Below are 24,727 nucleotides of genomic sequence, written 5' to 3' on the forward strand. Positions count from 1 at the left end.
CGGTTTTTATTATTTCTCAAATTCTTTAAGCGTAGTTGTAATAATACTGATACAGTCTGAAAGCTGCTCTTCATTCATTACCAATGGTGGTGCAAAACGAATAATGTTTCCGTGGGTAGGTTTTGCCAAAAGTCCGTTTTCTTTAAGCTTAACACATATATCCCAAGCTGTTGAACTGTCTTCAGTATCATTAATTACTATAGCATTAAGTAAACCTTTACCCCTTACTAAAGTAACAACATTGCTGTTGCTAATATATTGATTTATTTTTTCTCGGAAAATAAATCCCAGTCTTTCCGCATTTTCAGCAAGTTTTTCTTCCTGTACTACTTCAAGTGCTGCAATTGCTACTGCAGCAGCCACAGGGTTACCCCCAAAAGTAGAACCATGCTGACCCGGCTTAATAACATTCATGATAGCATCATTTGCCAAAACTGCAGAAACCGGATATGCGCCTCCTGAAAGTGCCTTCCCTAAAATAAGGATATCAGGCTGCACATTTTCATGATTAACAGCAAGAAGCTTACCTGTTCTTGCAATACCTGTTTGTACTTCATCAGCAATAAATAATACATTATGTTCTTCACAAAGTGCTTTAGCTTTTGCAAGGTAGCCTTCTGAAGGAACATAAACTCCTGCCTCGCCCTGAATAGGCTCTACAAGGAAACCTGCAATATCTTTATCATTCTTTAAAGCATTTTCTAATACTTCAAGATTATCATATTCTATCTTAATAAAACCTTCTGTATAAGGGCCAAAGTTTTTTCTGGCTCCTTCATCATTAGAGAAAGAGATAATAGTTGTAGTCCTTCCGTGGAAGTTGTTTTTACAAACTACTATTTTAGCCTGTTGTTCGGCAATACCTTTTTTCTCATAAGCCCATTTTCGGCAAAGCTTAATAGCTGTTTCAACCGCTTCGGCACCGGTATTCATCGGCAATACCTTATCAAATCCAAAATAGTTTGTTATGAACTTTTCATACTTACCTAACTGGTCGTTGTAAAAAGCTCTTGATGTAAGCGTAAGAGTTTGAGCCTGCTCCATCATTGCACCAACAATTTTCGGGTGGCAATGACCCTGATTTACTGCTGAATATGCCGATAGAAAATCATAATATTTTTTTCCTTCCACATCCCAAACATAAACACCTTCACCTTTACTTAACACCACAGGAAGCGGGTGATAATTGTGTGCTCCATATTTGTCTTCTAAAGCAATGGCATCTGCCGAACTCAATTTTTCTAAAACTGACATTGTAATCTTAATTTTTAATTTTCACTTTACAATTCCTGCTTTGTTTTAGGAGAGAAATCATCCTTACTGCAAATTAATAAAATTTAAACGATTTACAGCTTAAACTGATTAAAATGTAAATAAAAATCCCTCACGCAATACTGCAGTGAGGGATTAGTAATTTTATTGTATTTTTAACCTTAAAAGGTAACATCGTCGGCACTTGGTCCATAGCTACCCGGTATAGGTATATTAAGAAGCCTTAAATACACTCCTAATTGTGCCCTGTGGTGAATTACCTGCGAGTGTGCCATACGGATTACATCATACTTAGGCTCTGTACTGTAAACCTGATCTCCGTTACGAAGTGTCCAGGGCTCTGAGAACTGCTCAATATTTACCCTATTTAAAGCATCTTTGCCGTTTTTTAAAGAATCTTCAAAATAGTCCAGTAATTCTCCTGTGTTCTTTACATCCTTAGGTTCATACGGATTATTAGCAAAATCCAGTTCATCAGTATCTACTACCATTGCTACCCATCCCGGTAACTCGGCAACGTGAGAGGCAAGTCTTCCAAGCGTCATACTCTTAGGATGAGGTTGCCAGTCAAATTTTTCAGGAGGAACCCTGCTAAGCATTTTGCGGGTTGTTAAAGCTTCCTGATTCATTTCTCTTTGTAATAACTTAATTAAATCCATAACTGTTGTGGTTTATTGTTTGACAAGACAAAGTAAACCACGGTTTGTGACAACAGTATGTCAGCAGGATTTTTAAGCTTCAATTTTTTTTGAAATTCTTTCCAAAAGCTTTTTTATATCTTTTTTTAAAGACTGAGGTTCAACTATTTCTGCATGATCCGCAAACATTATAAACCATCTGGCAAAGCCTTCCTCGGGCGATTGCGTTAAAAATGTCATCTCTATACAGTCGTCTACTGCCCTTTCAGAAACAAATCCATAATAATACCTACGTTCCTGTATGTATAATGCTATAGACTTCTCTACTTTTATTACAACTCTTCGCATTGTAAGTGTAGCCCTGGCTTCTTCCTTCATCTCATAATACTCCTTAAGAGAGGTTCGTTCCTGCTGTTGTTCATCGGTAAGGAATATATTTATTACCCTGTCAATTCTAAATTGCCTGTAGCTTTGCCTTAAATGGCAGTAGCCTATAGTATACCAATTCTCATTTTCATGAAATATACCTATTGGTTCTATTTTTCTTTCAGAAGTCTGTTCGTTACCAAAAGCCCTGTATTCCATCTTTACAACGAGCTTGTCAGATACGGCTTTAAGTAGTGTATCCAGTATATTGCCGGGAGGTATATTATTACGCTTTCTCTGGTTTACTATAATCTGATTTTCAAGATTCTCAACAAGGTCTTTTTCTGTTCCTCTTAAAACAGCCTTAACCTTATACATGGCAGAAGAAAAATGATTTTGAAGTGAGGCATCGGTAAACTTTTCCATGAGCTTTTCGGCGGTTAAAAAAGCCATCGCTTCTTCCCTGGAAAACATAACAGGAGGTAATCTATAGCCATCCACTATTGAGTACCCCACCCCTGCTTCACCATAAAGAGGAACACCTGCCTCTTCCAGTGTTCGGATATCGCGGTATACGGTACGAAGGCTTATATCAAACCTGTCGGCCAGATCCTGTGCTTTTACTACTTTTTTAGACTGCAGTTGTATTAGTATTGCAGTTATTCTGTCAAAACGGTTCATTTGATTGGAGATTGATATGCCAAATATACAAATCCCTTAAATAAATAAAGCCCCTTTAATAAGGGGCCTTAAGTAACCTTTGTAATTTATCTAGTTCTGCACAAGCGTTGCATTCGACGTGATTTTTGTATTAAGCAGTCTTGATATAGGGCAGTTGGTTTCAGCTTTTTTAACCAGTTCCTGAAACTGTTCCGTACTTATATCATCAATTCTCGCTATTAATGACAAATGCGACTCTACAATACTCCCGTTTTGAAAGTCGATATCACATTTAGTTTCAATAGAAGCTACATCAAAACCTGCCTCATTTATATAAGCAGTTAACTGCATGGTAAAGCAACCTGCATGGGCAGCCGCTACTAGTTCTTCAGGATTGGTACCATTTCCATCCTCAAAACGGGTTTTAAATGAATATTGTGTGTTATTTAAAACGCCACTCTGGGTACTAATTTTACCGTTTCCTTCTTTTAATGAGCCTTCCCAAACGGCTGTTGCATTTCTCTTCATAAGTAAATTCTTTTTTGTAGTTGTTTTTTAATTCCTTATAAAGTTACTCAATTGTTAAGCAACATATTATGAACTACTTAAATTTAACAAAAGATTAAAATTGTAAGTCGTTACTCATAATCTTCCATCATACTCTGCAGTTTTAGGGTTGTATTCCAATTTCTGGTAGTTGCCCTTACCTTAAGCTTAGACTCTATAAGGTTATTGGAAAGTTTAGTTTCAGATGCTTTAGAAACCAGTTTAAAATATAAAATATCACCTTTCAGTTCTATTATGTCTTCCCCTATAGGAGCATGTTGTAATTTTTTCATATTCTCAACAGATGGCTTTTCCGAAAGGAAAGTTACATACAGCTTTTTAGTTCCTTCCTCTAACTCTCCTTTTTTGGCAAAAGGATTATTAGCTACTGCCTTGTTAACATCGTCTATATCCACTACAAAAACAACCACTTCAAATCCGTATTGTTTTTCAATCATAACTTCAATAGCCGCAGCTATTTTTGATTTAGAAGTTTCATCTGACTCAAAAATCACATTACCACTTTGTATGTACGTTTTCACGTTTTTGTATCCTTCGGCATCCATGAGCTTCCTAAGATCTTCCATCTTTATGATTTTTTTTCCGCTAACATTTATCCCCCTGAAAAGCGCTAAGTATAAAGCCATTATTGTAGTATAAAGAGTTTAATTACAAAAATATTTAAATTTTATAAGCAATAGCTTATTTTTGCCGCATGGGAAGAAAAAGATCAGACAAGATAGTGTTTGACAATGTCAAAGTTCTTGATGCAGGCGCTAAAGGCGTATCGGTAGCTAAAGCTCCCGACGGAAAAGTTATATTTATACCAAACGTGGTTCCTGGTGATGTGGTAGATATTCAGACTTTCAAAAAAAGAAAGTCGTACTACGAGGGAAAAGCCATTAACATTCATGAATATTCTGAACACAGAATAGACCCTGTGTGCAGTCACTTTGGCTCTTGCGGAGGCTGTAAATGGCAAAAAATGAAATACAGCCAGCAGCTTTTCTATAAAAATCAGGAAGTATATAACAACCTTAAGCGTATTGGTAAAATAGAATTGCCTGATTTTGAACCTATATTAGGATCGGAAAAACAGTTCTTTTACCGTAATAAGATGGAATTCTCTTTTTCCAACAGCCGTTGGATGACTGAAGAAGAGATTCAAAGCGGAAAAGAAATTGATAATGCTAATGCCCTGGGATTCCATATTCCTAAAATGTGGGATAAGATTCTTGACATTACCCATTGCAGCCTGCAGGAAGACCCAAGCAATGCCATAAGAAATGAGATAAGGGACTTTGCCAATAAAAACGGACTTACATTCTTTAATCCGCGTAACCACGAAGGGCTTCTTCGTACACTGATGATACGTACTGCCTCTACTGGAGAAATAATGGTACTTATACAGTTTTTTGAAGATGATAAAGAAAAGCGTGAGCTTATACTGGATTTCCTTGCAGAGCGTTTCCCACAAATTACCTCATTACAATATGTAATTAACAGCAAGGCTAACGACACGCTTTACGATCAGGATATTAAACTATATAAAGGGCGTGATTATATACTGGAAGAAATGGAAGGGCTTAAGTTCAGTATTAATGCCAAGTCTTTCTACCAGACTAATTCTGACCAGGCTTTTGAGCTTTATAAGATAACTCGCGAATTTGCCGGACTAACAGGTAACGAATTGGTATACGATTTGTATACAGGTACAGGTACAATTGCTCAGTTTGTTTCTAAAAAGGCTAAAAAGGTTGTTGGTGTTGAAGCCGTACCGGAAGCGATTGCTGATGCTAAGGAAAATGCTAAGCGTAATAATATTACCAACTGCGAGTTTTTTGTAGGAGACATGAAAGTTGTATTCAACGAAGAATTTATCAGTACTCATGGCAAGCCGGATGTAATTATTACCGATCCACCACGCGATGGTATGCATAAAGATGTGGTAGAGCAAATTTTAAAAATTGCACCGGAGAAAGTAGTATATGTAAGCTGTAACTCAGCTACACAGGCACGTGACCTTGCTTTAATGGACGAAAAATATAAAGTTACTCGTGTACGCCCTGTAGATATGTTCCCGCAAACGCATCATGTGGAAAATGTTGTACTTTTGGAAAAACGATAATTTAATATCCGCCTTATCAATATGAAAAAAATAATTACAGGTTCTTTTCTCCTACTCCTAGCAGCCATAGGCTTTTTGAGTTGTGAAAAAGACGATATATGTGCAGAAGGTACTGTTACTACCCCAAATCTGGTGGTTGAGTTTTATGACAAAGACAACCGTACTGTACTAAAAAATGTAACTTATTTTCAATATTTCACAACTGATGGCGATACCCTTCCGAGTTACAAAACATATTTAAATACTAATAAAATATTAGTACCCCTAAGGACTAATAATGAAGAATCGCAATGGGTTTTCAGCTTGGGTAAAAAAGTAAACAGCGATACCATCTATAACAAAGACGCTATTACTTTTAAATACCTGCACAACGAAATTTATGTTTCCAGAGCCTGCGGTTTTAAATCTAATTTTATACTTAACCCAAATATACAGGATGATCCTAACCCACAGGTAGATGATTCTCAGGATGCAGACGGTCTTTGGATACAGGATTATACAATAGAACAGCCTAACATTGAAACCTCAGATGAAGTACATGTCAAAATTTATTTTTAGTGTCGTTTTAATGTTGGTTTTTACATCAGCATTTTCACAACAGGAACAGGATACAATAGTAAACACCCCTTTAAAAAATCAGCGTTATGGCCTTCGTATAGGTGCCGACCTATATACTGCTGCACGCTCTATTTATGACGATAAGTTTCAGGGCTTTGAAATTGTAGGTGATTACAGGCTTTCTCAAAAATTCTTTGCTGCGGCCGAAATAGGAAATACAAAAATTACTGTTGATGACGACCAGTTAAACTTTACCACAAACGGAACCTATCTTAAAGTAGGGTTTGATTATAATACTTACGAGAACTGGCTGGACATGCAAAACATGATCTATGTAGGTATGCGTTATGGGGTAAGCAGTTTTAGCCAAACCCTTAACAGTTACCAGATTTATGATCCGTCAGGATATTATGACCCAACTATAATATATCCTAATCAGGAATACACCGGGTTAAATGCACATTGGCTTGAATTTGTAGCCGGTGTAAAGGCAGAACTGGTAAACAACCTTTTCCTTGGTTTTAGCTTAAGGCTTAAGACACTTATCGTAAACAATAAGCCTGATAACTTTGATAATCTATACATTCCGGGCTTTAACCGAACTTATGAAGGTAGCTTTGGAACCGGATTTAATTATACTGTTTCCTACCTGATACCTATTTACAAAAAAGGTAAAAAATAGTGTTACAGCAACCTAACTTAAAAGCGTAAGTATATACTTGCGCTTTTTTTGTTGTTAGGGGTTATTTTTATAAAATAATTAATACTAAAATGGGGATTTAGCGTTAAATTGCAAGATAATTTTATGCAGAATAACTACCAGAATTATGAATGAAATAAAGATATTATGGGTTGATGATGAAATTGACCTTTTAAAACCACATATACTTTTTCTTGAAAAAAAGAACTATAAAGTTACTACTGCCAATAACGGGCAGGATGCACTTGATCTTTTTGACGAAGAAAACTTCGATATAGTATTCCTTGATGAAAATATGCCCGGACTAAGCGGATTAGAAACGCTTGCCGAAATGAAGGAGAAAAAATCTTCTGTTCCGGTAATTATGATTACCAAAAGTGAAGAAGAATACATTATGGAAGAGGCTATCGGGTCTAAAATTGCCGATTATCTTATAAAACCGGTAAACCCTAACCAGATACTGCTTAGCTTAAAGAAAAACCTTGACATCTCAAGACTGGTATCAGAGAAAACTACACTTGATTACCAAAAAGAGTTCCGTAAAATATCCATGGATCTTTCTATGGTAAACAGTTATGAGGACTGGGTAGACCTTTACAAAAAACTTATCTTCTGGGAAATTGAGCTCGAAAACATTGAAGACCACAGTATGATAGAAATACTGGAATCTCAAAAATTAGAGGCTAATTCACAGTTTGGTAAATTCATAGAGAAAAATTACGAAGACTGGTTTAATCCTAAAGAAGATGACAAACCGGTACTTTCACATAACCTGTTCAGACAACTTGTTGTGCCTGAAATTCAAAAGAAACAACCTATACTTTTTGTTGTGGTTGATAATCTTAGGTATGACCAATGGAAAGCTTTTGAAAGCGTAGTAAACAATCATTACAAGCTTGAAAAAGAAAATGCCTACTATTCCATACTGCCAACTGCCACTCAGTATGCACGTAATGCCATCTTCTCTGGTTTAACACCATTGGAAATGGAGAAGAAATATCCACAATACTGGAAAAATGATGTGGACGATGGCGGTAAAAACCTTTATGAGGCCGAGTTCCTAACCGAACAGCTTCGCCGTTTAGGTCTTAACATCAAACAGGAATATTATAAAATAACCAACTTTAAAGACGGTAAAAAACTTGTAGACAACTTTAAGGGACTTAAAAACAATGACCTTACCACTGTAGTATACAACTTTGTGGATATGCTGTCTCACGCCAAAACCGAAATGGATGTGGTAAAAGAACTGGCAAGTAACGACAAGGCTTACCGCTCGCTTACATTAAGCTGGTTTAAAAATTCTCCGTTACTGGAAATGATACAACAGGCTCAGCAAATGGGCTTTAAGCTTATCCTGACTACAGACCACGGTACCATAAATGTAAAAAACCCTTCTAAAGTTATAGGAGACAGAAACACAAGTCTTAACCTGCGTTATAAAACAGGACGAAGCCTTACTTTTGAAGATCGTGATGTTTATCATGTAAAAGATCCAAAAAGTATACAGCTTCCTGCTGTAAATATGAGCAGTTCTTTTATTTTTGCTAAAAACGATTTATTCCTGGCTTATGTAAACAATTTTAATCATTATGTAAGCTATTACAGAAATACCTACCAGCATGGTGGTATTTCACTGGAAGAAATGATTATTCCGTTTTTAGTGTTTAACCCAAAATAGGTTAATTATATGGAACTGACTTTTTCCCTTGAGGAGATTGATAATGCTGCTAAACAGATACTGGCACATGACATGAAAAAGACTGTGCTGTTTCATGCAGGTATGGGTGTAGGTAAAACAACACTTATTAAAGCTATAGCAAAACAGCTGGGAGTTAAGGACATGACCTCCAGCCCTACTTTTTCTCTGGTAAACGAATATGAAACAGAAAATGGCGATATACTCTACCATTTTGACCTTTATCGTTTAAATACCGAAGAAGAAGCTTATGATATGGGGCTTGATGAGTATTTTTATTCAGGCAATCTTTGCCTTATAGAATGGCCGGAAAAAACACCTAACCTTATACCTTTAGACCACACTACAATTACCATAAAACAACTGCCGGACGGAAAGAGGCATCTAGTTGTAAAATAGTTATTTAACTTAGTATAATTTTTGTAAATTGTATCAAATTTTTTCAGCCAAACCATGTCGTTAACACCGTTTACAAAACAGCAATTGCTTCCGCAGGAGGAGAAACTTGAAGTAGGAAAGCAACGAAGTAACCTGTTTATAGGTATTCCCAAAGAAACATCTTATCAGGAAAGAAGAATTTGCCTAACACCCGATGCAGTAACTTCGCTTACGGCTCATGGCCACCGTGTTATGATTGAAGCAGGTGCAGGATTGAGTTCCAGCTATACTGATAAAGAATACAGCGACGCAGGCGCCGAAATAACAAATGATACAAAAAAAGTATTTGGCTGCCCGGTTATTCTTAAAGTAGAACCACCTACAGTTAAGGAGATTGAGATGATGAATCAGCAAACACTTATCATCTCTGCCATTCAGTTAAAAACCCAGAAAAAAGAATATTTTGAGGCTCTGACTTCTAAAAAAATAACAGCCCTGGCTTTTGAATTCATTAAGGACGAAGACGGCTCTTACCCTGCCGTAAAATCGTTAAGTGAAATTGCAGGAACCGCATCTGTGCTTATAGCATCAGAGTTAATGATAAACCAAAAAATAGGTAAAGGCCTTCTGTTGGGTAATATCACCGGTGTTCCTCCTACTGAGGTTGTTATTGTGGGCGCAGGAACGGTTGCCGAATATGCTGCCAGAACCGCGCTTGGACTTGGTGCTAACGTAAAAGTGTTTGATAATTCCATCAATAAGCTGCGCAGGTTGCAAAACAATCTTAACCAACGCATTTTTACATCAACCATACAGGAAAAGGTATTATTAAAAGCCCTTATGCGTTGTGATGTAGCCATAGGTGCAATGCGCGGAAAAGAACGTACTCCTATTGTAGTTAGCGAAACCATGGTAGAGCACATGAAAAAAGGTGCTGTTATTATTGATGTTTGTATTGATACGGGTGGATGCTTTGAAACTTCGGAAATTACCACTCACGAAAAGCCGACATTTATTAAGAACAATGTAATTCACTATTGCGTTCCTAATATACCGTCACGCTATTCTAAAACGGCTTCAATGTCTATCAGTAATATCATTAGTCCGTTTTTACTTCAAATGGCCGAAGATGGTGGTATAGAAAGCTCAATACGCTGTAATTATGGTTTAAAACACGGTATATATTTCTATCACGGGTTACTAACCAACAGATCTATAGCCGACTGGTTTAATATACCATTTAGAGATATTAATCTCTTAATATTTTAAATTTAAAACTCCGATTTGGAAAACACACTACTACTCATCATTGTTGGATTAATTATAGGAACTGTCGGAACACTTATTGGAGCTGGAGGAGGCTTTATCCTTGTTCCTTTTCTTTTGTTCTTTTACCCTCAGTTTGAACCTGAAACCGTAACCGCAATCTCTATAGCTGTAGTTGCCTTAAATTCCATATCGGGTTCATTTGCCTATGCACGATCAGGAAGGATAGATTATAAAGCAGGTGTTACATTTGCCTTATACACCATCCCGGGATCTATATTAGGTGTATGGACCGTTAAATATATAGACCAAAAAACATTTAATATTATCTTCGGTATACTACTCGTTGTATTATCAATCTACCTTTTCTTCAAAAACCGAAAGGTTGTTGCACAAAAAATAACTCAGGTTACCGGAAAAGGATACAAGCACACTAAACTTACCGATAAGGCCGGAACAACTTATGAATATAGCTACAAACAATCTTTTGGAGCTATAATAAGTGTATTTGTAGGCTACATCTCCCCTCTTTTAGGTATTGGCGGAGGTATTATACACGTACCCGCAATGGTAAACTGGTTGCGTTTCCCTGTTCATATTGCAACAGCTACCTCACACTTTATTTTAGCTGTAATGGCTACGGTTAGTGTTATTACCCATGCCTTTAGCGGAACATACAGCAATAACGAAATTATTCTTACCATCGTTTATCTAAGCTTAGGAGTAGTACCCGGAGCTCAGTTAGGAGCCTATTTTTCTCACAGGATAAAAAGCCATATTATCATAAGGGCATTAGCTGTATGCCTAATTATTGTAGGCTTCAGGATATTATTCTACAAGAGATGATTACAATAAGAGAATATACTCCTCTTGATAGAGAATCTCTTATAAAGCTGCTTCGTCTTAATATTCCAAAATATTTTGCTCCCGAAGAAGAACAGGACCTTATTGATTATCTGGATAAACACATTTACAGCTATTTTGTAATATTACTGCATAACGAAATTGTAGGTGCGGGAGGCTTTAATATTTCTGAAGATAAAACCACAGGTATTCTTTCGTGGGATTTTTTTCATCCGGAGCATCAGGGCGCCGGACTTGGTACTACCTTTACCCTATACAGGATTAAGAAATTAAAAGAAATTAAAACCATTACAAAAATAATGGTGCGCACCTCTCAGCTGGCCTACAAATTCTACCAGAAATTTGGTTTTGAAACTCAGGAAATCGTGAAAGATTACTGGGGTAAAGACCTGGACTTATACAGAATGGAAAATAGTCTAGAAAAAATTAATTAGTACTGATTTCTTCTTTCTTAGATTTAAGAGTTAAAAAATAGGCTAAAGTCAATACTAATACAGCTTCAATAACACCTATTAATAGTAATGACCAATCTCCATACAAAGGAATTGAAGTACCTGACCAACTATCCGGTTCATAATCTCTGTGTATTGACGTCATAATTATTACAAATCTCTCGAACATCCAGCCTATATTAATTACAAAACTTACAAAGAGCAGGAAATAAATGTTTATACCTAACTTTTTTACTAACAGCAACAGAGGTATTAAAAGGTGTCCTAACATCATTATTAAATAACTCCACCAATATGGCCCGGTAGCCCTGTTTACAAAATCATATTCTTCATTAGGAAAAATTAAAAGTACTGAATAGAAAATTATATCAAGAAAAATATACAAAAGCACTCCCCATTTTACAATTAAAACAGCTTCTGTGACAACATCTTTTCTGCTAGATAAAATTCTGTAAAAAAGTAAAATAAAAACTGTAACCAAAAGAGGCTTGATAAATAAAAGGTTAATTAAACTTATTATATCGCTAAATATCTCCATATATAAATCGCTTAAAGTCTAATTAATAATACAACCTAAAATCAAGCCTTTTACAAAGCGCATAGGTTTTTTCATGCAGCTCTTCTACAATATCAACTACATCATCACTATCCTGAAAAAGGCTGAAGAATATCTTGTCCAAATTAATGCTGCTTACACCGCTAAAAGGAATTCCGTATCCTGAAATGGCCTTAGCTCCTGTAATATCTAAAAAATACTGAGCTTCTTCTTCGTCAAGATCTAAAATTTTTGAATTAGCAAAGTGAATTACTTTTCCTTTCATTCTTCCTTCAAAAAGCTCGGCTATTTCTTCAATACTGTAGTAGTAACCGTTAAGGCATATATTGTTTGCCTCCCCTTTCATTACCAGGTAAATAATTTCATAATTTTTAAAATTATGGTCATTATAAAGCAATATCTGAAGGCTTTCTTCCATTCCCTCTATTGTATCACAACTCTTGTAAATACTGTCTATTCCTTCATAAGCCAACTTTTCCAGATTCCTTACTACTTCTGTTTCGGTATCTGTTTCAACATCATTAACAGCCTCAAGGCAAAATATAAACTTATCGTATTCCATAAAATTCCTGCAAAATAATAGATAACAAATGTAGCTTTCTTTTAGTTTTTAATCAAAATCAGTTACTTTCGCGCAAAAAAATAATTGTAGCGGTGGTAAGCAATCCAAAAGACAGAATTACGTATTTTCCTGAGAGCCTGATAAATGATATAGATTTACCGGAGCGCTTTACTTTTCCGTTTTTTTACGAACCCCACCCGCTCACTAAAATTGCTACAGCTCAATTACAGGAATACTTAGAAAATCAAACTGATTTAAACCATAACTTCGGACTTATAGAAAATCAACCCGGACTAGTTATAGGTAAAATGTTTGGGGTATTGGTAATTCAGGACGAAGAAGGCAGATTAGGATATCTTTCGGCTTTTTCAGGAAAACTTGCCGATTCTAATGACCATCCTATGTTTGTACCTCCTGTTTTTGATATGCTTGTGGAAGACAGTTTTTTTCTTAAGGAACAATACATACTTAACAGCATTAATGATAAGGTTAAGGAAATTGAACAGGATGAAAGATATATCGAGCTAAAAGAGGATTTAGAAAAATTTACGGCACAGTCTGTAAAAGAAATAGCAGCGTTTAAAAAACGTTTAAAAAGCAATAAGGCTTACAGAAAAAGCCTGCGTGACCGTAGGAAAAATATAATAAACGAGACTGACTATGCTCGTTTTGAAGCATACTTAATACGCTTTAGCCATTATGACAACCACCAGTTCTCACTTCTTTCCAATCAATGGAAAAAAACTCTGGAAGAGGTGCATCTCGAAGTGGCAAAATATGAAAATACTATTGAAAGTCTCAAGAAAGAAAGAAGGGAAAAATCGGCAGCATTACAGCAACAGCTTTTTGAGCAATATGCTTTCTTAAATAAAGACCTCAAAGAAAAAAGTCTTCACTCCATATTTAGCGATACCGTTTTTGGCAAACCTCCTGCCGGTGCAGGTGAATGTGCAACTCCTAAATTACTTCAATATGCTTTCCTTCACGGATTCAAACCTATAGTAATGGCTGAGTTTTGGTGGGGAGCATCTCCAAAATCTGAAGTCAGGAAGCACAAACAATACTATCCTGCCTGTACAGGTAAATGCAAGCCTATCCTAAAACACATGCTGGAAGGGATGCCTGTAGATGATAATCCATTCCTTATCAACCAAGGCGAAGGAAAAAAACTAGAGACAGTTTATGAAGATGATCATCTAATCGTGGTTAATAAACCTGCTGAACTGCTTTCAGTTCCCGGCATATTGGTTCAGGATTCCGTTTATTCAAGGCTTCAGGCTATGTGGGAAGATATTGAGCCTCTTATTATACATAGACTTGATATGTCTACATCAGGCCTTTTAGTGGTAGCAAAAACCAAAGAAGCACATAAAAACATACAAAAACAGTTTTTAAAACGAACTGTAACCAAACGATATACTGCACTGCTTTCCAGAGCCATAGACGGACAGGAAGGTGAAATAAACTTACCATTGCGTGGTGATCTGGATAACAGACCAAGACAGCTTGTTTGTTTTGAGCATGGTAAAAAAGCCATTACAAGATGGAAAGTTGTTGAAAAAACAGATAGTACAACTAAGATTCACTTTTGGCCACTTACGGGGCGTACACATCAGTTACGTATGCACTCGGCACATGAGTTGGGCCTTAACGCTCCTATTGTAGGGGACGATTTGTATGGAACCGCTGCAGAGAGACTTCACCTACATGCAGCTTATCTTGAATTTGTACATCCAGTAACAGAAGAAAAAATAAGTTTTGAAGCACCTGAAGGATTTTAAATATAAATTTTCTTAAAATCCTTCCACTACTTTTTCTCAAAAACGCGTATTAAATCCAAACCTTGCATTTTACATTAAATTACGTCATGTAAATTTAATGCTTACGCATATAATGTTAACTCACTTTAAAACAGGTATTTTACATCATACTTAAAAGCTATAATTTCAGTTAATTATATTAAATTTAAACATCAACAAAAGTTAAAATTAGAATTATACATCAATATTAAAAGTAATACTATTAAATTTGCAAGTAAATATTTTAATATGCGAGTTGTTCTGTCTAACGTTAAATTGATTATAAACGAAAATGTTTATGTAAAAGATCCCGAAAGTTCAGCATTGGGTAAAAAAATATTGAATGAAAGTATCTTGCTTATAGATGAGATGGGCTTTGAAGCTTTTACTTTCAAAAAACTGGGACAAAAAATTGAAAGTAACGAAAGTTCTATATACCGATACTTTGAAAACAAACACAAACTCTTAATATATCTTACTTCGTGGTACTGGAGTTGGATGGAATATCGTTTAGTTTTTGAAACCGCTAATCTTGAAAGTGCAAATGAGAGGCTGAAAAAAGCAATTTTATTGTTTACTGAAGAGATTGAGGATGATTTATCTACCGAACATATTAACGAATCTGTATTACAACGAATAATTATATCAGATTTTACAAAAACAATTTTAACGAAGGAAGTTGATTTAGAAAACAGAAATGGTTTCTTTTTAATCTATAAACGGGTAATACATCGTATTTCACAACTGATAAAAGAGGTAAACAGTAATTACCCCTATCCCGACTCCCTTGCAAGTTCTATAATTGAAGGGGCTTTGCACCAGCATTTTTTAAAGCAACATTTAAAGTCCATAACTAACTGCGATGATTTAATTACGCCAGCTGATTTTTATATGGATATGATTAACAAAGTTTTAAATTAAAGATATGACCCCATTAAAACGATTTTATAATTTACTGAAACTGGATAAAAAAGACATTTATCAAATAATTTTTTATGCAGCTTTCTCCGGGCTTATAAGCCTCTCTTTACCTCTGGGTGTACAAGCCATAGTTAATTTTATACAGGGAGGTCAGATAAGTATATCATGGATAGTACTAATAATAATAGTAACCCTGGGGGTAGCATTGGTGGGCATTCTTACACTGATGCAGTTAAGAATAACGGAAAACCTTCAGCAGAAAATATTCATACGATCTTCATTTGAGTTTGCATACCGCTTACCAAAACTAAGCTTTAATGCACTTTATGATAAATATCCCCCTGAAGTAGCTAATCGTTTTTTTGATACCCTAACCATACAAAAAGGGACATCAAAACTGTTACTGGACTTCACTACTGCCCTGTTACAGGTTAGTCTTGGGTTAATATTACTATCTCTTTATCACCCGTTCTTTATAATATTTGGTGTATTACTGGTAGGGATACTCTATATAATCTTTAAATTTTCATTTCAGGAAGGGTTAAATACCAGCCTTAAAGAATCTACATTTAAATACAAGGTAGCTTACTGGCTACAGGAAATAGCCCGTAATAAAAATACATTTGGAAGAAAAAGTAATTTTGATTTCTCCCTTAATAAAAATGATAAACTGGTAAACAACTATGTATCGTTTAGGGAAAAACACTTTAATGTAATAAAAAGACAGTTCTCCCAGCTTATATTATATAAGGTTTTTATAACAGCCGGTCTTCTGTCTGTTGGTGGTTTTTTAGTGCTTAGTCAAAAAATGAACATCGGACAGTTTGTTGCTGCCGAAATTATAATCCTTCTTATTATTAACTCAGTAGAGAAAATCATCATTGGTCTTGAAACCCTATACGATGTACTTACTGCTGTTGAAAAAATAGGTGTGGTAACAGATCTTGAAATTCAGGAAGATTTTAAAAGTAATAAATCAGATCTTTTTGAGAATGAGATTACTTTAGAAACTGAGGAAATGAGTTACCGTTACCCGGATAACGATATTGATATCATTAAAAAAGTTAGCCTGAAAATCTTACCGTCTGAAAAAGTGTTTATTACCGGTAATAATAATTCCGGCAAAACAACATTAGTGAGGTTACTTTCCGGTTTTTTAATTCCTTCTTCCGGAACACTTTATGCAAACGATAATATCATAAAAAAATCAGATAACGGGTGCTATAAAGACCGCATAGGTGTAGTTATGCAGGATGACACACTTTTTGAAGGTACACTTTTGGAGAATTTAACCTTTAATAATCCCTACATTCAGGGTGAAGATATTAAATGGGCTTTAAACGCTGTTGGCCTTACTACAATAGTTAAAAGGCTGCCTATGGGACTGGAAACACAAATTAATCCTGACGGAAGACAGTTAACAAGATCGGTAATCCAAAAGATAATGATTGCACGAGCCATAATTACACGTCCTAAAATATTGTTCCTGGAAGAACCAACCATAAGTATGGATACTGAAAGTGCCCAAAAGATTACCGACTTTTTGGTTAGTCCTCAAAACAACTGGACGGTTATCGTATCATCGGTTGACCAGTATTGGGAAAAAACCTGCGACAGGCTTATTGAAATGAACAACGGAGAGATTGTTAACGACATTAAAATAACAGGCAATGCTTAATATATCTGATAATAACCCGGTTAAAATTGAAAACGGTACGGGATATGAGACCATAAAAGTGCTTAACAACAGGCCTCATTATAAAATCCTGAACAGGATAATTGTTTTTGTTTGTGTTATATGTTTTGCAGGTCTGTTTTTACCGTGGACACAAAACATTAGAGGTACAGGATCTGTAACAACACTAAAACCCGACCAAAGGCCACAAACCATTCACTCTGCCATAGCAGGAAGAATTGAAAAATGGTATGTACAGGAAGGTGATTTTGTAAACAAAGGCGATACCATTGTATTTATTTCTGAAATTAAGGAAGAATACTTTGACCCTAACCTTGTAGAAAACACCAAGCAGCAGGTAGATGCCAAAAAAATGGCTAAAGAATCCTATGACAATAAGGTAGTGGCTTTAGAAAGCCAAATGCAGTCTTTAAATACCGAATTAGGGTTAAAACTTGAACAGGGGCGCAATAAAATAAAGCAGGCACAGCTAAAAGTTAAGAGCGACAGTATGGACCTTGCTGCTGTAAATACGCAGCTTACAATTGCAAAAACACAGTTTGACCGTGCCGTAACCCTTAACCGTGAAGGTTTAAAACCTTTAACCGACGTAGAGGAAAAAAGGCTTAAGCTACAGGAAGCAGAGGCTAAAATAATTACACAGGAAAACAAACTCCTTGGATCAAAAAATGAGCTTATTAATGCTCGTGTAGAAATTAACCGAATAAGGGCTGAGTATACCGAAAAGATTTCTAAGGCGGGAAGTGATAAATATACTGCCCTAAGCAGTCTTTATGATACCGAGGCACAGGTTACAAAACTGGAAAACCAATATGTTAACTATAGCATCCGTAATGGTTTGTATTACATAAAAGCACCACAAAGCGGTTATATAAATAAGGCTTTACTAAGCGGTATAGGAGAAACCATTAAAGAAGGTACTTCTGTAGTAAGTATTATGCCTGCGGGCTATGATATTGCTGTAGAAACCTATGTAGACCCTATAGATTTACCTTTAATAAGGAAAGGGTCAAAAATAAGGGTATGGTTTGACGGGTGGCCTACAATAGTATTTTCCGGATGGCCGGGAATGTCTTATGGTACATTTGGCGGGCGTGTAGTGGCAATAGAAAACTTTATAAGCCCTAACGGTAAATACAGGGTACTTGTATCTCCTGATAAGGATGAGCAGGACTGGCCGGAACAATTGAGTATCGGTGCCGGTGCACAAACAATAGCCTTGCTTGATAATGTACCTGTATGGTATGAGATATGGCGAAACCTAAACGGCTTCCCTCCTAACTATTACAGCGCGCAAACTGATAAAACAGCTTCATCAAAAGATAACCAAAAGAAATAATCATGAAACCGTTTCTCTTTCTTGTCTTTATTGTTTTAATTCCTTTGGGAGCATTTTCTCAGGAATTTGATAAAGACATACTTAGTTTTAGTGAATATTTGGGTTATGTAAAAAAGTATCACCCAATGGTGAGCCGTGCCAATCTTGAAATTGATAAAGCGCAGGCGCAACTTATGCAGGCACGTGGCGGATTTGATCCTAAAATTGAAGTGGACTTTGATAAAAAACAATTCAAGGATACAGAATATTATTCCATTTTAAACAGCAGCTTTAAAATCCCTACATGGTATGGCATCGAAATAAAGGCTGCTTTTGATAATAGTGAAGGTGTTTACCTTAATCCGCAAAACTCAACACCTAACCAGGGACTTACTTCTGTTGGTGTTACAGTACCGATTGGGCAGGGATTATTTATTAATCAGCGAATGGCCGATTTAAGGAACGCTAAACTACAAATAAACCTTAGTCAGGCTCAACAGCGCCTTTCTGCTTTAGATGTGCTGTATAATGCTTCTGAGGCTTATTTTTCATGGCTTAAACATTATAATGAGGTACAAATGTATAAAGAGTATCTTGATTATGCAGAAGAGCGCTATAAGGGTGTTTTAAAGCTTATAGAACAGGGAGATAAACCTGCCATTGATAGTGTTGAAACAGGCATATCTCTAAAAAACCGTAAGTTAAGCTTAGAAAATGCGACTCTTAAATTAAATAAAGCCAGGCTGGAAATGGCTAACTATTTATGGATTAACGGGACTCCGGTAGAACCTGCAGAAGATTTAAAACCGGAAGTGGAACTTATTGAGCAGATTGAAACCATATTAAGCACAGGAGAGATAAATAATACCGAAGCCATCATTACAACGCATCCAAAACTTAAAATGCTGGAAACCAAAATTGAGATGCTGGACATTGAAAGAAAACTCAAGGCCAATTATTTACTTCCAAAAATTGATTTAGGGTATTATTATCTTTCAGAGCCCTCCTATTTTGACAATTTCCGCACAGAAGATTACAAGATAGGACTTAACTTCTCCTTCCCTATTTTTTTAAGGAAAGAAAGAGGAGCCTTAAACTTAACTAAGCTAAAGCTACAGGATACAAAGTTTGAACTGCAACAGGAACAGTTACAAATTAAAAATAAGATTGATGCACAGCTTACAGAAATAGCATCGCTAAAGAGGCAGGTAAACCTTTTGGAAAGCCTTGTAAAAGATTACCAGACAATGCTTGAAGCTGAAGACCGTCTTTTTTCGTTTGGGGAAAGTTCCATCTTTATTATCAATTCCCGTGAGACCAATCTTATAGCTGCAAGAATACAGCAAATTAATATTGAAAACAGTTTATTGATGAGCAATGCAGGCCTTTTTAAAATTATGGCGGTTACGCAATAGTAAGCTTTTTGTTCCCGGTTAGTAGTAATAAAATAAATATTACAAAGCAATCGATGTTTATTAACTTAAATAACTAGAGTAAATTAAAAAGTCTTTTTTTTAAGAAGTAAATCGTAGAGAGGTAATAATCATTTAAATTCGAAATAATACATTAGAACTATTATAAAAAGAACATGATATATGGTAACTAATTCTAATTATATTTAATTAATAATTATTTATACAAATTATATTTGTATTTGTTATATTTACAACATATATACTTACAAATGAATCTTTTAGAAGTTACCGTAAATGAATTAATGAAAAAATTCGGAGCAGGAAATCATAAACCTGGTTCGGGAAGTGCTGCAGCCTTTCAAGGAATGGTATCTGCCAAGCTTATTTCAACAGTTATAAGTTTAACATTGGAAAAACCCGCATATACTATGTATAGTACTGAGTTAATAACCTTTCAAGAAAGAATTGAAAAAAATATTTATCCAACACTTACACATCTTTTTATAGAAGATTCTAAACAATTTGATAAAACTATTAAATTAAGAATTGCAAGAGATAAAGAAAATGATGAGGCTACTCAAAATAAGTTAAGAAGAGAAGCTCTAGAAGAACTAAAAATTTCAATTGAGATTCCATTTGAAATTGCTGAACTATGTGCCGAAATTGCTGATATATCATCATATGTTTTTGATAAAGGTTTTAAATCAGCTAGAGGCGATTCTCAAGTAGGTTTAAGTGGTGCAGTATCAGCTATTGCTGGCTGTATTGCAATAATAAGATTAAATGTACTTTCATTCAATAGTTCTGAATATAATTATTGTAAATCTATTATTGATAAAGTAAATAAACTTAACATCAAATATAAAACATTGGCAGTACTAGCTGATGAAAAAATTAAAGTTCTCGAGAAAGAGTTTGAAACGAAAATTCCACTATTTGAAAGTATTAATGATCTATTATTAAAGTATAAAGGAAGAGAGAATGTAAATATTGAACAATGCACGAAAGATTTACAAAATCTTGTTTGGAAACATCATAAATTAATATGGAAAAAGACTCCTCCTAAAGAAGAGAAAGATATTTTAAGCCCAGATTCTATTTTAAAAACAGTGTTGGGTTATGATTATTTTAACTCTGGAAGATATGGTATACCATTAGAAAATAATCATGAAGTTGAAATTGCAGGAATAATTGATCAACCAAAAAAGATAGTTGCAGTTTCTAATTCATACCCTAAAGAGGTCCAGAGATTCACTGCAGCTCATGAGCTTGGGCACGCAATACTTCATAAGCAATCAATTTTACATAGAGACATTCCAGCTGATTCCTCTGCTAATAAAAGGAAACGCGAACAAGTCGAAATTGAAGCCGATAAGTTTGCTACATATTTTCTAATGCCTAGTAAACTAATAAAAAAAGAATTCTATAAAATATTTAACACACATATATTCGAAATTAACGAAGACAATGCGTTCAAATTTAGTGGACGGTCTAGTTCTGATTTAAGAAAAGAGTGTAATAATTTAAGAGCTTTGTCCAGGAAGTTAGCTAAAACTGAATTTTATAATAACAATTCCTACAATTCCCTTTTCAAACAATTTAATGTTTCAGTTGAAGCTATGGCAATTAGATTAGAAGAATTAGAACTGGTAAAATATTAAACATCACAAAAAACTTTAACTAAAATTCTCTCTAGCTGTTTTATAATAGTGAAAATTACAAAAATATAAACAAAAAACTCCTCAGTTTCCTGAGGAGTTTTTGAAGTGGTGGGCGATGAGGGGTTCGAACCCCCGACCCCCTCGGTGTAAACGAGGTGCTCTGAACCAGCTGAGCTAATCGCCCGATATGTCTGCAATTTCGTCCCTTAATCAGTTCCTTATTGCGAGTGCAAATATACATCTAGTATTTGTATTTGCAAGCGTTTTTAAAAAATATTTTAAAGTTTTTTTATGTCTTTTAAAAGTACTTTATTTTCAAAATTTACTACCTCAATCTCAATAGGCTCATTATTAGCATTTCTGCCCTCAATAACATAAATTTTACCTCCTTTATAAAGGGTTTTACTTCTTGAAAAATCTACGTCGCCATGCTCTGTACATTTCTTTATATCATCCATTGTTACCCAGTTTTCCTCTAATTTTTGCTTGGCCTCCTCTGACATAGTAAAAGGTTTATTTCTAATATTCTTTAATACCCTACAGTTGGGCAGATAACAAAACTCGGCATCTTTCTTATCTAAAAACATAAATAAGAACATACAGCCAATAAGGGCTCCAAAAAGGTAATAAGCTAAACGGTGTTTAAATTTCATAGTAAATATATTTTTGAAAAAAGCAGGCTAAGCCTGCTTTAGTGTATTATTCTAATTTTCTTCTCTTTCTTTCAGCACTTATAAGATTAAGCTCACGGGTTGTTTGCCCTGCTACAGAGGTATTCTCCTCTGCCCTTCTTATAAGGTATGGCATAACATCCCTTACGGGACCAAACGGAAGATACTTGGTTACATTATAACCGTTTTCAGCCAGGTTAAAGCTAATGTTGTCGCTCATTCCATAAAGCTGTCCGAAAAATACTTTTCTGTCGGCCTTAGTTATACCGTTCTTTTCCATAAGCTGCATAAGCTTATAAGAACTCTCTTCGTTATGAGTACCTGCAAAAACTGCCATCTTGTCTATGTGTTCTACCATATATTCTATAGCAGCATCATAATTTTCATCGGTAGCTGTTTTAGAAACACAAATAGGCGATTTATAACCTTTCTCCTCTGCCCTTTTGTTTTCTTTTTCCATATAAGCTCCTCTTACTACCTTCATACCAATATGAAAACCTTCTTCCTGAGCCTGAGCGTGAAGTTTTTTAAGGTAATCCAGCCTGTCCCAACGGTACATTTGAAGGGTATTGTATACAATAGCTTTCTCTTTGTTGTATTTACGCATCATGTCTGCCACAAGATCATCGGCTGCATCCTGCATCCAGCTTTCTTCAGCATCAATCAATAAGGCAACATCCATTTCATGAGCAGTTTTACAAACCTTCTCAAAACGCTCAATTACCCTGTTCCACTCTGCAGCTTCTTCTACAGTAAAGGTTTTTCCTTCACCTAATTTTTGGTACAATTCAAAACGTCCGAAACCGGTAGGCTTAAATACCGCAAAAGGTATAGCTGCTCTTTCTTTTGCAAAAACAATGGTTTTTAATGTTTTTTCAAGGGCTTTATCAAATTCCGACTCCTCCTCTTTTGCTTCAACAGAATAGTCAAGAACCGAAGTAACACCTTTGGTAAACATTTTATCTACAACAGGAAGACAGTCCTCTTCTGTAGTACCTCCGCAAAAATGATCAAAAACTGTAGCTCTTATAAGGCCTTCAACAGGTAAATGTACTTTTAGGGCAAAGTTAGTTACCGCTGTCCCTATTCTTACTAAGGGCTCTGAAGCTATCATTTTAAAAAGAAAATAAGCCCTGTCAAGTTCAGTATCACTTTTAAGGGAAAAAGCAACCGCTGTATTGTTGAAGATTTTTTCCATTGTGTTTAAAAAATTTGTGCAAATATAAATACTGTTCAAGAATTAATGATATAAAATACTTTATTTTGCGATATAATTAAAACACTACACTATGCAGGCTATTCAATCCACAGGATATTCCGTTTATTTTAATGCCGATTGTTATGCTTTCCTAAGGGATAATGTAACTCCCGAAAAGTATTCTAAAGTATTTGTATTAGCCGATAGTAACACCTCTCAGCTTTGCCTCCCTAATTTTCTGGCCCAGTTTGCCACGCTGGTGGAAATTGAGATACTTGAAATTGATGCCGGAGAAATAAATAAGACCATTGAAACCTGTGTGCAGGCCTGGCATGCACTTACGGAAATGGGTGCCGACAGAAAAAGCCTTCTTATTAATGTAGGTGGCGGTATGGTTACCGATTTGGGCGGATTTGTTGCCTCTACTTTTAAAAGGGGGATTGACTTTATTAATGTACCTACTTCCCTACTTGCCATGGTTGATGCTTCTGTAGGCGGAAAGACGGGAGTCGATTTGGGGACACTTAAAAATCAGGTTGGGGTTATCAACACACCTGTTGCTGTTTTAATAGATGTTAATTACCTGGACACATTACCACAAAACCAAATGTTATCGGGCCTTGCAGAAATGCTAAAACACGGACTTATATGCAATAAGGCTTACTGGAATCAGTTTTTAGACCTTAGCGGATTAACAACAGATGATCTGCTTGAGCTTATATATACTTCTGTAATTATTAAAAACGATATAGTATCTCAGGACCTCAATGAAAAAGGCCTTAGAAAGATATTAAACTTCGGTCATACCCTTGGCCATGCCATAGAATCTTATTTTCTGGAAGACCCTGAAAAGGAAGAATTGCTTCACGGTGAAGCTATTGCTATAGGTATGGTTCTAGAAAGTTATATATCATTTAAAAAAGATTTATTAACTTTAAATGAATATACCGAGATAAAAGAAGTTATAACTTCATTATTCGGGGTTACCCACTTTAGAGAAAGCGATATTCTAAACATCATAAATATAATGTCTCACGACAAAAAAAGTGAGTTTGGAGAAGTTAAGTTTGTGCTGTTAAAAGGCATCGGAAAAGCCGTATTTAATGAGCCTGTCAAAAACGATTTGATAATCAACGCATTCAATAACTATTTGGGGTAACATTTTTTTAAGAAATTTGTTTTTAAATACGAATGAATATTTTTTACATTTGCGCCGATGAAAAGAGACCTGAATATACTTTCTACAGCAGCAACTACAAGGGATAACAGTAAGTTAGCCCTTATTAAGCGTTTTATGCTTTTTCTGAAAAATATTACAGGTTATGAAAATTTATTTAATAAAAATATTCACAAAAGTTTAGAGATAATGTATGCTAATTTAAGAGTTTGAAAACAGATTGTTC

25 protein-coding genes and 1 tRNA gene are annotated in these 24,727 nt (G+C 35.4%); 16 read left to right on the top strand and 10 right to left on the bottom strand.

What is annotated here, in order from left to right; translation table 11 throughout:
* Positions 1-9: 9 nt before the first annotated feature.
* From rocD to FUA48_RS14470, 5 genes are all read right to left on the bottom strand, one after another.
* Complete coding sequence (gene rocD, locus FUA48_RS14450; protein WP_147584182.1) at positions 10-1,254, bottom strand: ornithine--oxo-acid transaminase; 1,245 nt, start codon at positions 1,252-1,254, stop codon at positions 10-12.
* A gap of 179 nt (positions 1,255-1,433) precedes the next feature.
* Complete coding sequence (locus tag FUA48_RS14455) at positions 1,434-1,931, bottom strand: DinB family protein (RefSeq protein WP_147584183.1); 498 nt, start codon at positions 1,929-1,931, stop codon at positions 1,434-1,436.
* Positions 1,932-2,003: 72 nt separating this feature from the next.
* Complete coding sequence (locus tag FUA48_RS14460; RefSeq protein ID WP_147584184.1) at positions 2,004-2,957, bottom strand: helix-turn-helix transcriptional regulator; 954 nt, start codon at positions 2,955-2,957, stop codon at positions 2,004-2,006.
* Positions 2,958-3,047: 90 nt separating this feature from the next.
* Entirely contained in the window at positions 3,048-3,464 is a 417-nt protein-coding gene (locus FUA48_RS14465) for an OsmC family protein (RefSeq protein ID WP_147584185.1), read from the bottom strand.
* A 110-nt stretch (positions 3,465-3,574) separates the two neighbouring features.
* Positions 3,575-4,129, bottom strand: coding sequence for a DUF1697 domain-containing protein (locus FUA48_RS14470; RefSeq protein ID WP_147584186.1), 555 nt, complete (start codon positions 4,127-4,129; stop codon positions 3,575-3,577).
* A 68-nt stretch (positions 4,130-4,197) separates the two neighbouring features.
* Here FUA48_RS14470 and rlmD point away from each other — a divergent pair, with 68 nt between their 5' ends.
* The 8 genes from rlmD to FUA48_RS14510 all read left to right on the top strand — a co-directional run bounded on the left by rlmD (position 4,198) and on the right by FUA48_RS14510 (position 11,509).
* The gene (gene rlmD, locus FUA48_RS14475) at positions 4,198-5,610 is read left to right on the top strand and encodes a 23S rRNA (uracil(1939)-C(5))-methyltransferase RlmD (RefSeq protein WP_147584187.1); all 1,413 of its coding nucleotides are present in this window, start codon (positions 4,198-4,200) and stop codon (positions 5,608-5,610) included.
* A 21-nt stretch (positions 5,611-5,631) separates the two neighbouring features.
* Complete coding sequence (locus FUA48_RS14480) at positions 5,632-6,168, top strand: DUF6452 family protein (protein WP_147584188.1); 537 nt, start codon at positions 5,632-5,634, stop codon at positions 6,166-6,168.
* Positions 6,149-6,850, top strand: a complete 702-nt coding sequence (locus FUA48_RS14485) for a DUF6048 family protein (RefSeq protein ID WP_147584189.1) — start codon at positions 6,149-6,151, stop codon at positions 6,848-6,850. The genes FUA48_RS14480 and FUA48_RS14485 overlap by 20 nt, the downstream gene beginning before the upstream one ends.
* A 145-nt stretch (positions 6,851-6,995) precedes the next feature.
* On the top strand, positions 6,996-8,549 hold the full coding sequence (gene porX, locus FUA48_RS14490) for a T9SS response regulator signal transducer PorX (RefSeq protein ID WP_147584190.1): 1,554 nt from the start codon (positions 6,996-6,998) through the stop codon (positions 8,547-8,549).
* Between the two features lie 9 nt (positions 8,550-8,558).
* Positions 8,559-8,966, top strand: coding sequence for a tRNA (adenosine(37)-N6)-threonylcarbamoyltransferase complex ATPase subunit type 1 TsaE (gene tsaE, locus FUA48_RS14495; protein WP_147584191.1), 408 nt, complete (start codon positions 8,559-8,561; stop codon positions 8,964-8,966).
* 54 nt (positions 8,967-9,020) lie between these two features.
* Positions 9,021-10,214, top strand: a complete 1,194-nt coding sequence (locus FUA48_RS14500; protein ID WP_129749713.1) for an alanine dehydrogenase — start codon at positions 9,021-9,023, stop codon at positions 10,212-10,214.
* A 15-nt stretch (positions 10,215-10,229) separates the two neighbouring features.
* Positions 10,230-11,057 (top strand): sulfite exporter TauE/SafE family protein, encoded by an 828-nt coding sequence (locus FUA48_RS14505; RefSeq protein ID WP_147584192.1) that lies wholly within the window; start codon positions 10,230-10,232, stop codon positions 11,055-11,057.
* Positions 11,054-11,509, top strand: coding sequence for a GNAT family N-acetyltransferase (locus FUA48_RS14510; RefSeq protein ID WP_147584193.1), 456 nt, complete (start codon positions 11,054-11,056; stop codon positions 11,507-11,509). Before FUA48_RS14505 ends, FUA48_RS14510 begins: the two co-directional genes overlap by 4 nt.
* On the opposite strand, the gene FUA48_RS14515 is transcribed toward FUA48_RS14510, so the two are convergent.
* Together FUA48_RS14515 and FUA48_RS14520 are read right to left on the bottom strand one after the other, a co-directional pair.
* Positions 11,502-12,065, bottom strand: a complete 564-nt coding sequence (locus FUA48_RS14515; RefSeq protein WP_147584194.1) for a hypothetical protein — start codon at positions 12,063-12,065, stop codon at positions 11,502-11,504. The genes FUA48_RS14510 and FUA48_RS14515 overlap by 8 nt on opposite strands.
* A 22-nt stretch (positions 12,066-12,087) precedes the next feature.
* Positions 12,088-12,645 carry a DUF6642 family protein gene (locus FUA48_RS14520; protein WP_147584195.1) on the bottom strand — a complete coding sequence of 186 codons (558 nt, stop codon included), beginning with the start codon at positions 12,643-12,645 and terminating at the stop codon, positions 12,088-12,090.
* Between the two features lie 92 nt (positions 12,646-12,737).
* Here FUA48_RS14520 and FUA48_RS14525 point away from each other — a divergent pair, with 92 nt between their 5' ends.
* The 6 genes from FUA48_RS14525 to FUA48_RS14550 all read left to right on the top strand — a co-directional run bounded on the left by FUA48_RS14525 (position 12,738) and on the right by FUA48_RS14550 (position 21,455).
* Complete coding sequence (locus FUA48_RS14525) at positions 12,738-14,426, top strand: RluA family pseudouridine synthase (protein WP_147584196.1); 1,689 nt, start codon at positions 12,738-12,740, stop codon at positions 14,424-14,426.
* 267 nt (positions 14,427-14,693) lie between these two features.
* The gene (locus tag FUA48_RS14530) at positions 14,694-15,365 is read left to right on the top strand and encodes a TetR/AcrR family transcriptional regulator (RefSeq protein WP_147584197.1); all 672 of its coding nucleotides are present in this window, start codon (positions 14,694-14,696) and stop codon (positions 15,363-15,365) included.
* Between the two features lie 4 nt (positions 15,366-15,369).
* A complete protein-coding gene (locus FUA48_RS14535; protein ID WP_147584198.1) occupies positions 15,370-17,043 on the top strand; it encodes a peptidase domain-containing ABC transporter in 1,674 nt (557 codons plus the stop codon).
* Positions 17,036-18,400 carry an HlyD family secretion protein gene (locus FUA48_RS14540; RefSeq protein WP_147584199.1) on the top strand — a complete coding sequence of 455 codons (1,365 nt, stop codon included), beginning with the start codon at positions 17,036-17,038 and terminating at the stop codon, positions 18,398-18,400. Before FUA48_RS14535 ends, FUA48_RS14540 begins: the two co-directional genes overlap by 8 nt.
* A 2-nt stretch (positions 18,401-18,402) precedes the next feature.
* Positions 18,403-19,794, top strand: a complete 1,392-nt coding sequence (locus FUA48_RS14545) for a TolC family protein (RefSeq protein ID WP_147584200.1) — start codon at positions 18,403-18,405, stop codon at positions 19,792-19,794.
* 269 nt (positions 19,795-20,063) lie between these two features.
* Positions 20,064-21,455 carry a cyclodeaminase/cyclohydrolase family protein gene (locus tag FUA48_RS14550; RefSeq protein ID WP_147584201.1) on the top strand — a complete coding sequence of 464 codons (1,392 nt, stop codon included), beginning with the start codon at positions 20,064-20,066 and terminating at the stop codon, positions 21,453-21,455.
* 106 nt (positions 21,456-21,561) lie between these two features.
* Here FUA48_RS14550 and FUA48_RS14555 read toward each other — a convergent pair.
* The 3 genes from FUA48_RS14555 to FUA48_RS14565 all read right to left on the bottom strand — a co-directional run bounded on the left by FUA48_RS14555 (position 21,562) and on the right by FUA48_RS14565 (position 23,324).
* A tRNA-Val gene (locus FUA48_RS14555) sits at positions 21,562-21,639 on the bottom strand.
* 94 nt (positions 21,640-21,733) lie between these two features.
* Positions 21,734-22,108 carry a DUF4258 domain-containing protein gene (locus tag FUA48_RS14560; RefSeq protein ID WP_147584202.1) on the bottom strand — a complete coding sequence of 125 codons (375 nt, stop codon included), beginning with the start codon at positions 22,106-22,108 and terminating at the stop codon, positions 21,734-21,736.
* 46 nt (positions 22,109-22,154) lie between these two features.
* Positions 22,155-23,324, bottom strand: a complete 1,170-nt coding sequence (locus FUA48_RS14565) for a proline dehydrogenase family protein (protein ID WP_147584203.1) — start codon at positions 23,322-23,324, stop codon at positions 22,155-22,157.
* 91 nt (positions 23,325-23,415) lie between these two features.
* On the opposite strand from FUA48_RS14565, the gene aroB reads away from it, so the two are divergent.
* Both aroB and FUA48_RS18425 read left to right on the top strand, forming a co-directional pair.
* The gene (gene aroB / locus FUA48_RS14570; protein ID WP_147584204.1) at positions 23,416-24,483 is read left to right on the top strand and encodes a 3-dehydroquinate synthase; all 1,068 of its coding nucleotides are present in this window, start codon (positions 23,416-23,418) and stop codon (positions 24,481-24,483) included.
* Positions 24,484-24,540: 57 nt separating this feature from the next.
* The gene (locus tag FUA48_RS18425) at positions 24,541-24,714 is read left to right on the top strand and encodes a hypothetical protein (protein ID WP_168196995.1); all 174 of its coding nucleotides are present in this window, start codon (positions 24,541-24,543) and stop codon (positions 24,712-24,714) included.
* The last annotated feature ends 13 nt before the right edge of the window (positions 24,715-24,727 follow it).

The organism is Flavobacterium alkalisoli (genome assembly GCF_008000935.1).
GTDB classification, from domain to species: domain Bacteria; phylum Bacteroidota; class Bacteroidia; order Flavobacteriales; family Flavobacteriaceae; genus Flavobacterium; species Flavobacterium alkalisoli.

Coding starts and splice junctions, on each gene's coding strand:
- rocD (WP_147584182.1), bottom strand. CDS start 1,254: ATGTCAGTTTTAGAAAAATTGAGTTCGGCAGATGCCATTGCTTTAGAA.
- FUA48_RS14455 (WP_147584183.1), bottom strand. CDS start 1,931: ATGGATTTAATTAAGTTATTACAAAGAGAAATGAATCAGGAAGCTTTA.
- FUA48_RS14460 (WP_147584184.1), bottom strand. CDS start 2,957: ATGAACCGTTTTGACAGAATAACTGCAATACTAATACAACTGCAGTCT.
- FUA48_RS14465 (WP_147584185.1), bottom strand. CDS start 3,464: ATGAAGAGAAATGCAACAGCCGTTTGGGAAGGCTCATTAAAAGAAGGA.
- FUA48_RS14470 (WP_147584186.1), bottom strand. CDS start 4,129: ATGGCTTTATACTTAGCGCTTTTCAGGGGGATAAATGTTAGCGGAAAA.
- rlmD (WP_147584187.1), top strand. CDS start 4,198: ATGGGAAGAAAAAGATCAGACAAGATAGTGTTTGACAATGTCAAAGTT.
- FUA48_RS14480 (WP_147584188.1), top strand. CDS start 5,632: ATGAAAAAAATAATTACAGGTTCTTTTCTCCTACTCCTAGCAGCCATA.
- FUA48_RS14485 (WP_147584189.1), top strand. CDS start 6,149: ATGTCAAAATTTATTTTTAGTGTCGTTTTAATGTTGGTTTTTACATCA.
- porX (WP_147584190.1), top strand. CDS start 6,996: ATGAATGAAATAAAGATATTATGGGTTGATGATGAAATTGACCTTTTA.
- tsaE (WP_147584191.1), top strand. CDS start 8,559: ATGGAACTGACTTTTTCCCTTGAGGAGATTGATAATGCTGCTAAACAG.
- FUA48_RS14500 (WP_129749713.1), top strand. CDS start 9,021: ATGTCGTTAACACCGTTTACAAAACAGCAATTGCTTCCGCAGGAGGAG.
- FUA48_RS14510 (WP_147584193.1), top strand. CDS start 11,054: ATGATTACAATAAGAGAATATACTCCTCTTGATAGAGAATCTCTTATA.
- FUA48_RS14515 (WP_147584194.1), bottom strand. CDS start 12,065: ATGGAGATATTTAGCGATATAATAAGTTTAATTAACCTTTTATTTATC.
- FUA48_RS14520 (WP_147584195.1), bottom strand. CDS start 12,645: ATGGAATACGATAAGTTTATATTTTGCCTTGAGGCTGTTAATGATGTT.
- FUA48_RS14530 (WP_147584197.1), top strand. CDS start 14,694: ATGCGAGTTGTTCTGTCTAACGTTAAATTGATTATAAACGAAAATGTT.
- FUA48_RS14535 (WP_147584198.1), top strand. CDS start 15,370: ATGACCCCATTAAAACGATTTTATAATTTACTGAAACTGGATAAAAAA.
- FUA48_RS14540 (WP_147584199.1), top strand. CDS start 17,036: ATGCTTAATATATCTGATAATAACCCGGTTAAAATTGAAAACGGTACG.
- FUA48_RS14545 (WP_147584200.1), top strand. CDS start 18,403: ATGAAACCGTTTCTCTTTCTTGTCTTTATTGTTTTAATTCCTTTGGGA.
- FUA48_RS14550 (WP_147584201.1), top strand. CDS start 20,064: ATGAATCTTTTAGAAGTTACCGTAAATGAATTAATGAAAAAATTCGGA.
- FUA48_RS14560 (WP_147584202.1), bottom strand. CDS start 22,108: ATGAAATTTAAACACCGTTTAGCTTATTACCTTTTTGGAGCCCTTATT.
- FUA48_RS14565 (WP_147584203.1), bottom strand. CDS start 23,324: ATGGAAAAAATCTTCAACAATACAGCGGTTGCTTTTTCCCTTAAAAGT.
- aroB (WP_147584204.1), top strand. CDS start 23,416: ATGCAGGCTATTCAATCCACAGGATATTCCGTTTATTTTAATGCCGAT.
- FUA48_RS18425 (WP_168196995.1), top strand. CDS start 24,541: ATGAAAAGAGACCTGAATATACTTTCTACAGCAGCAACTACAAGGGAT.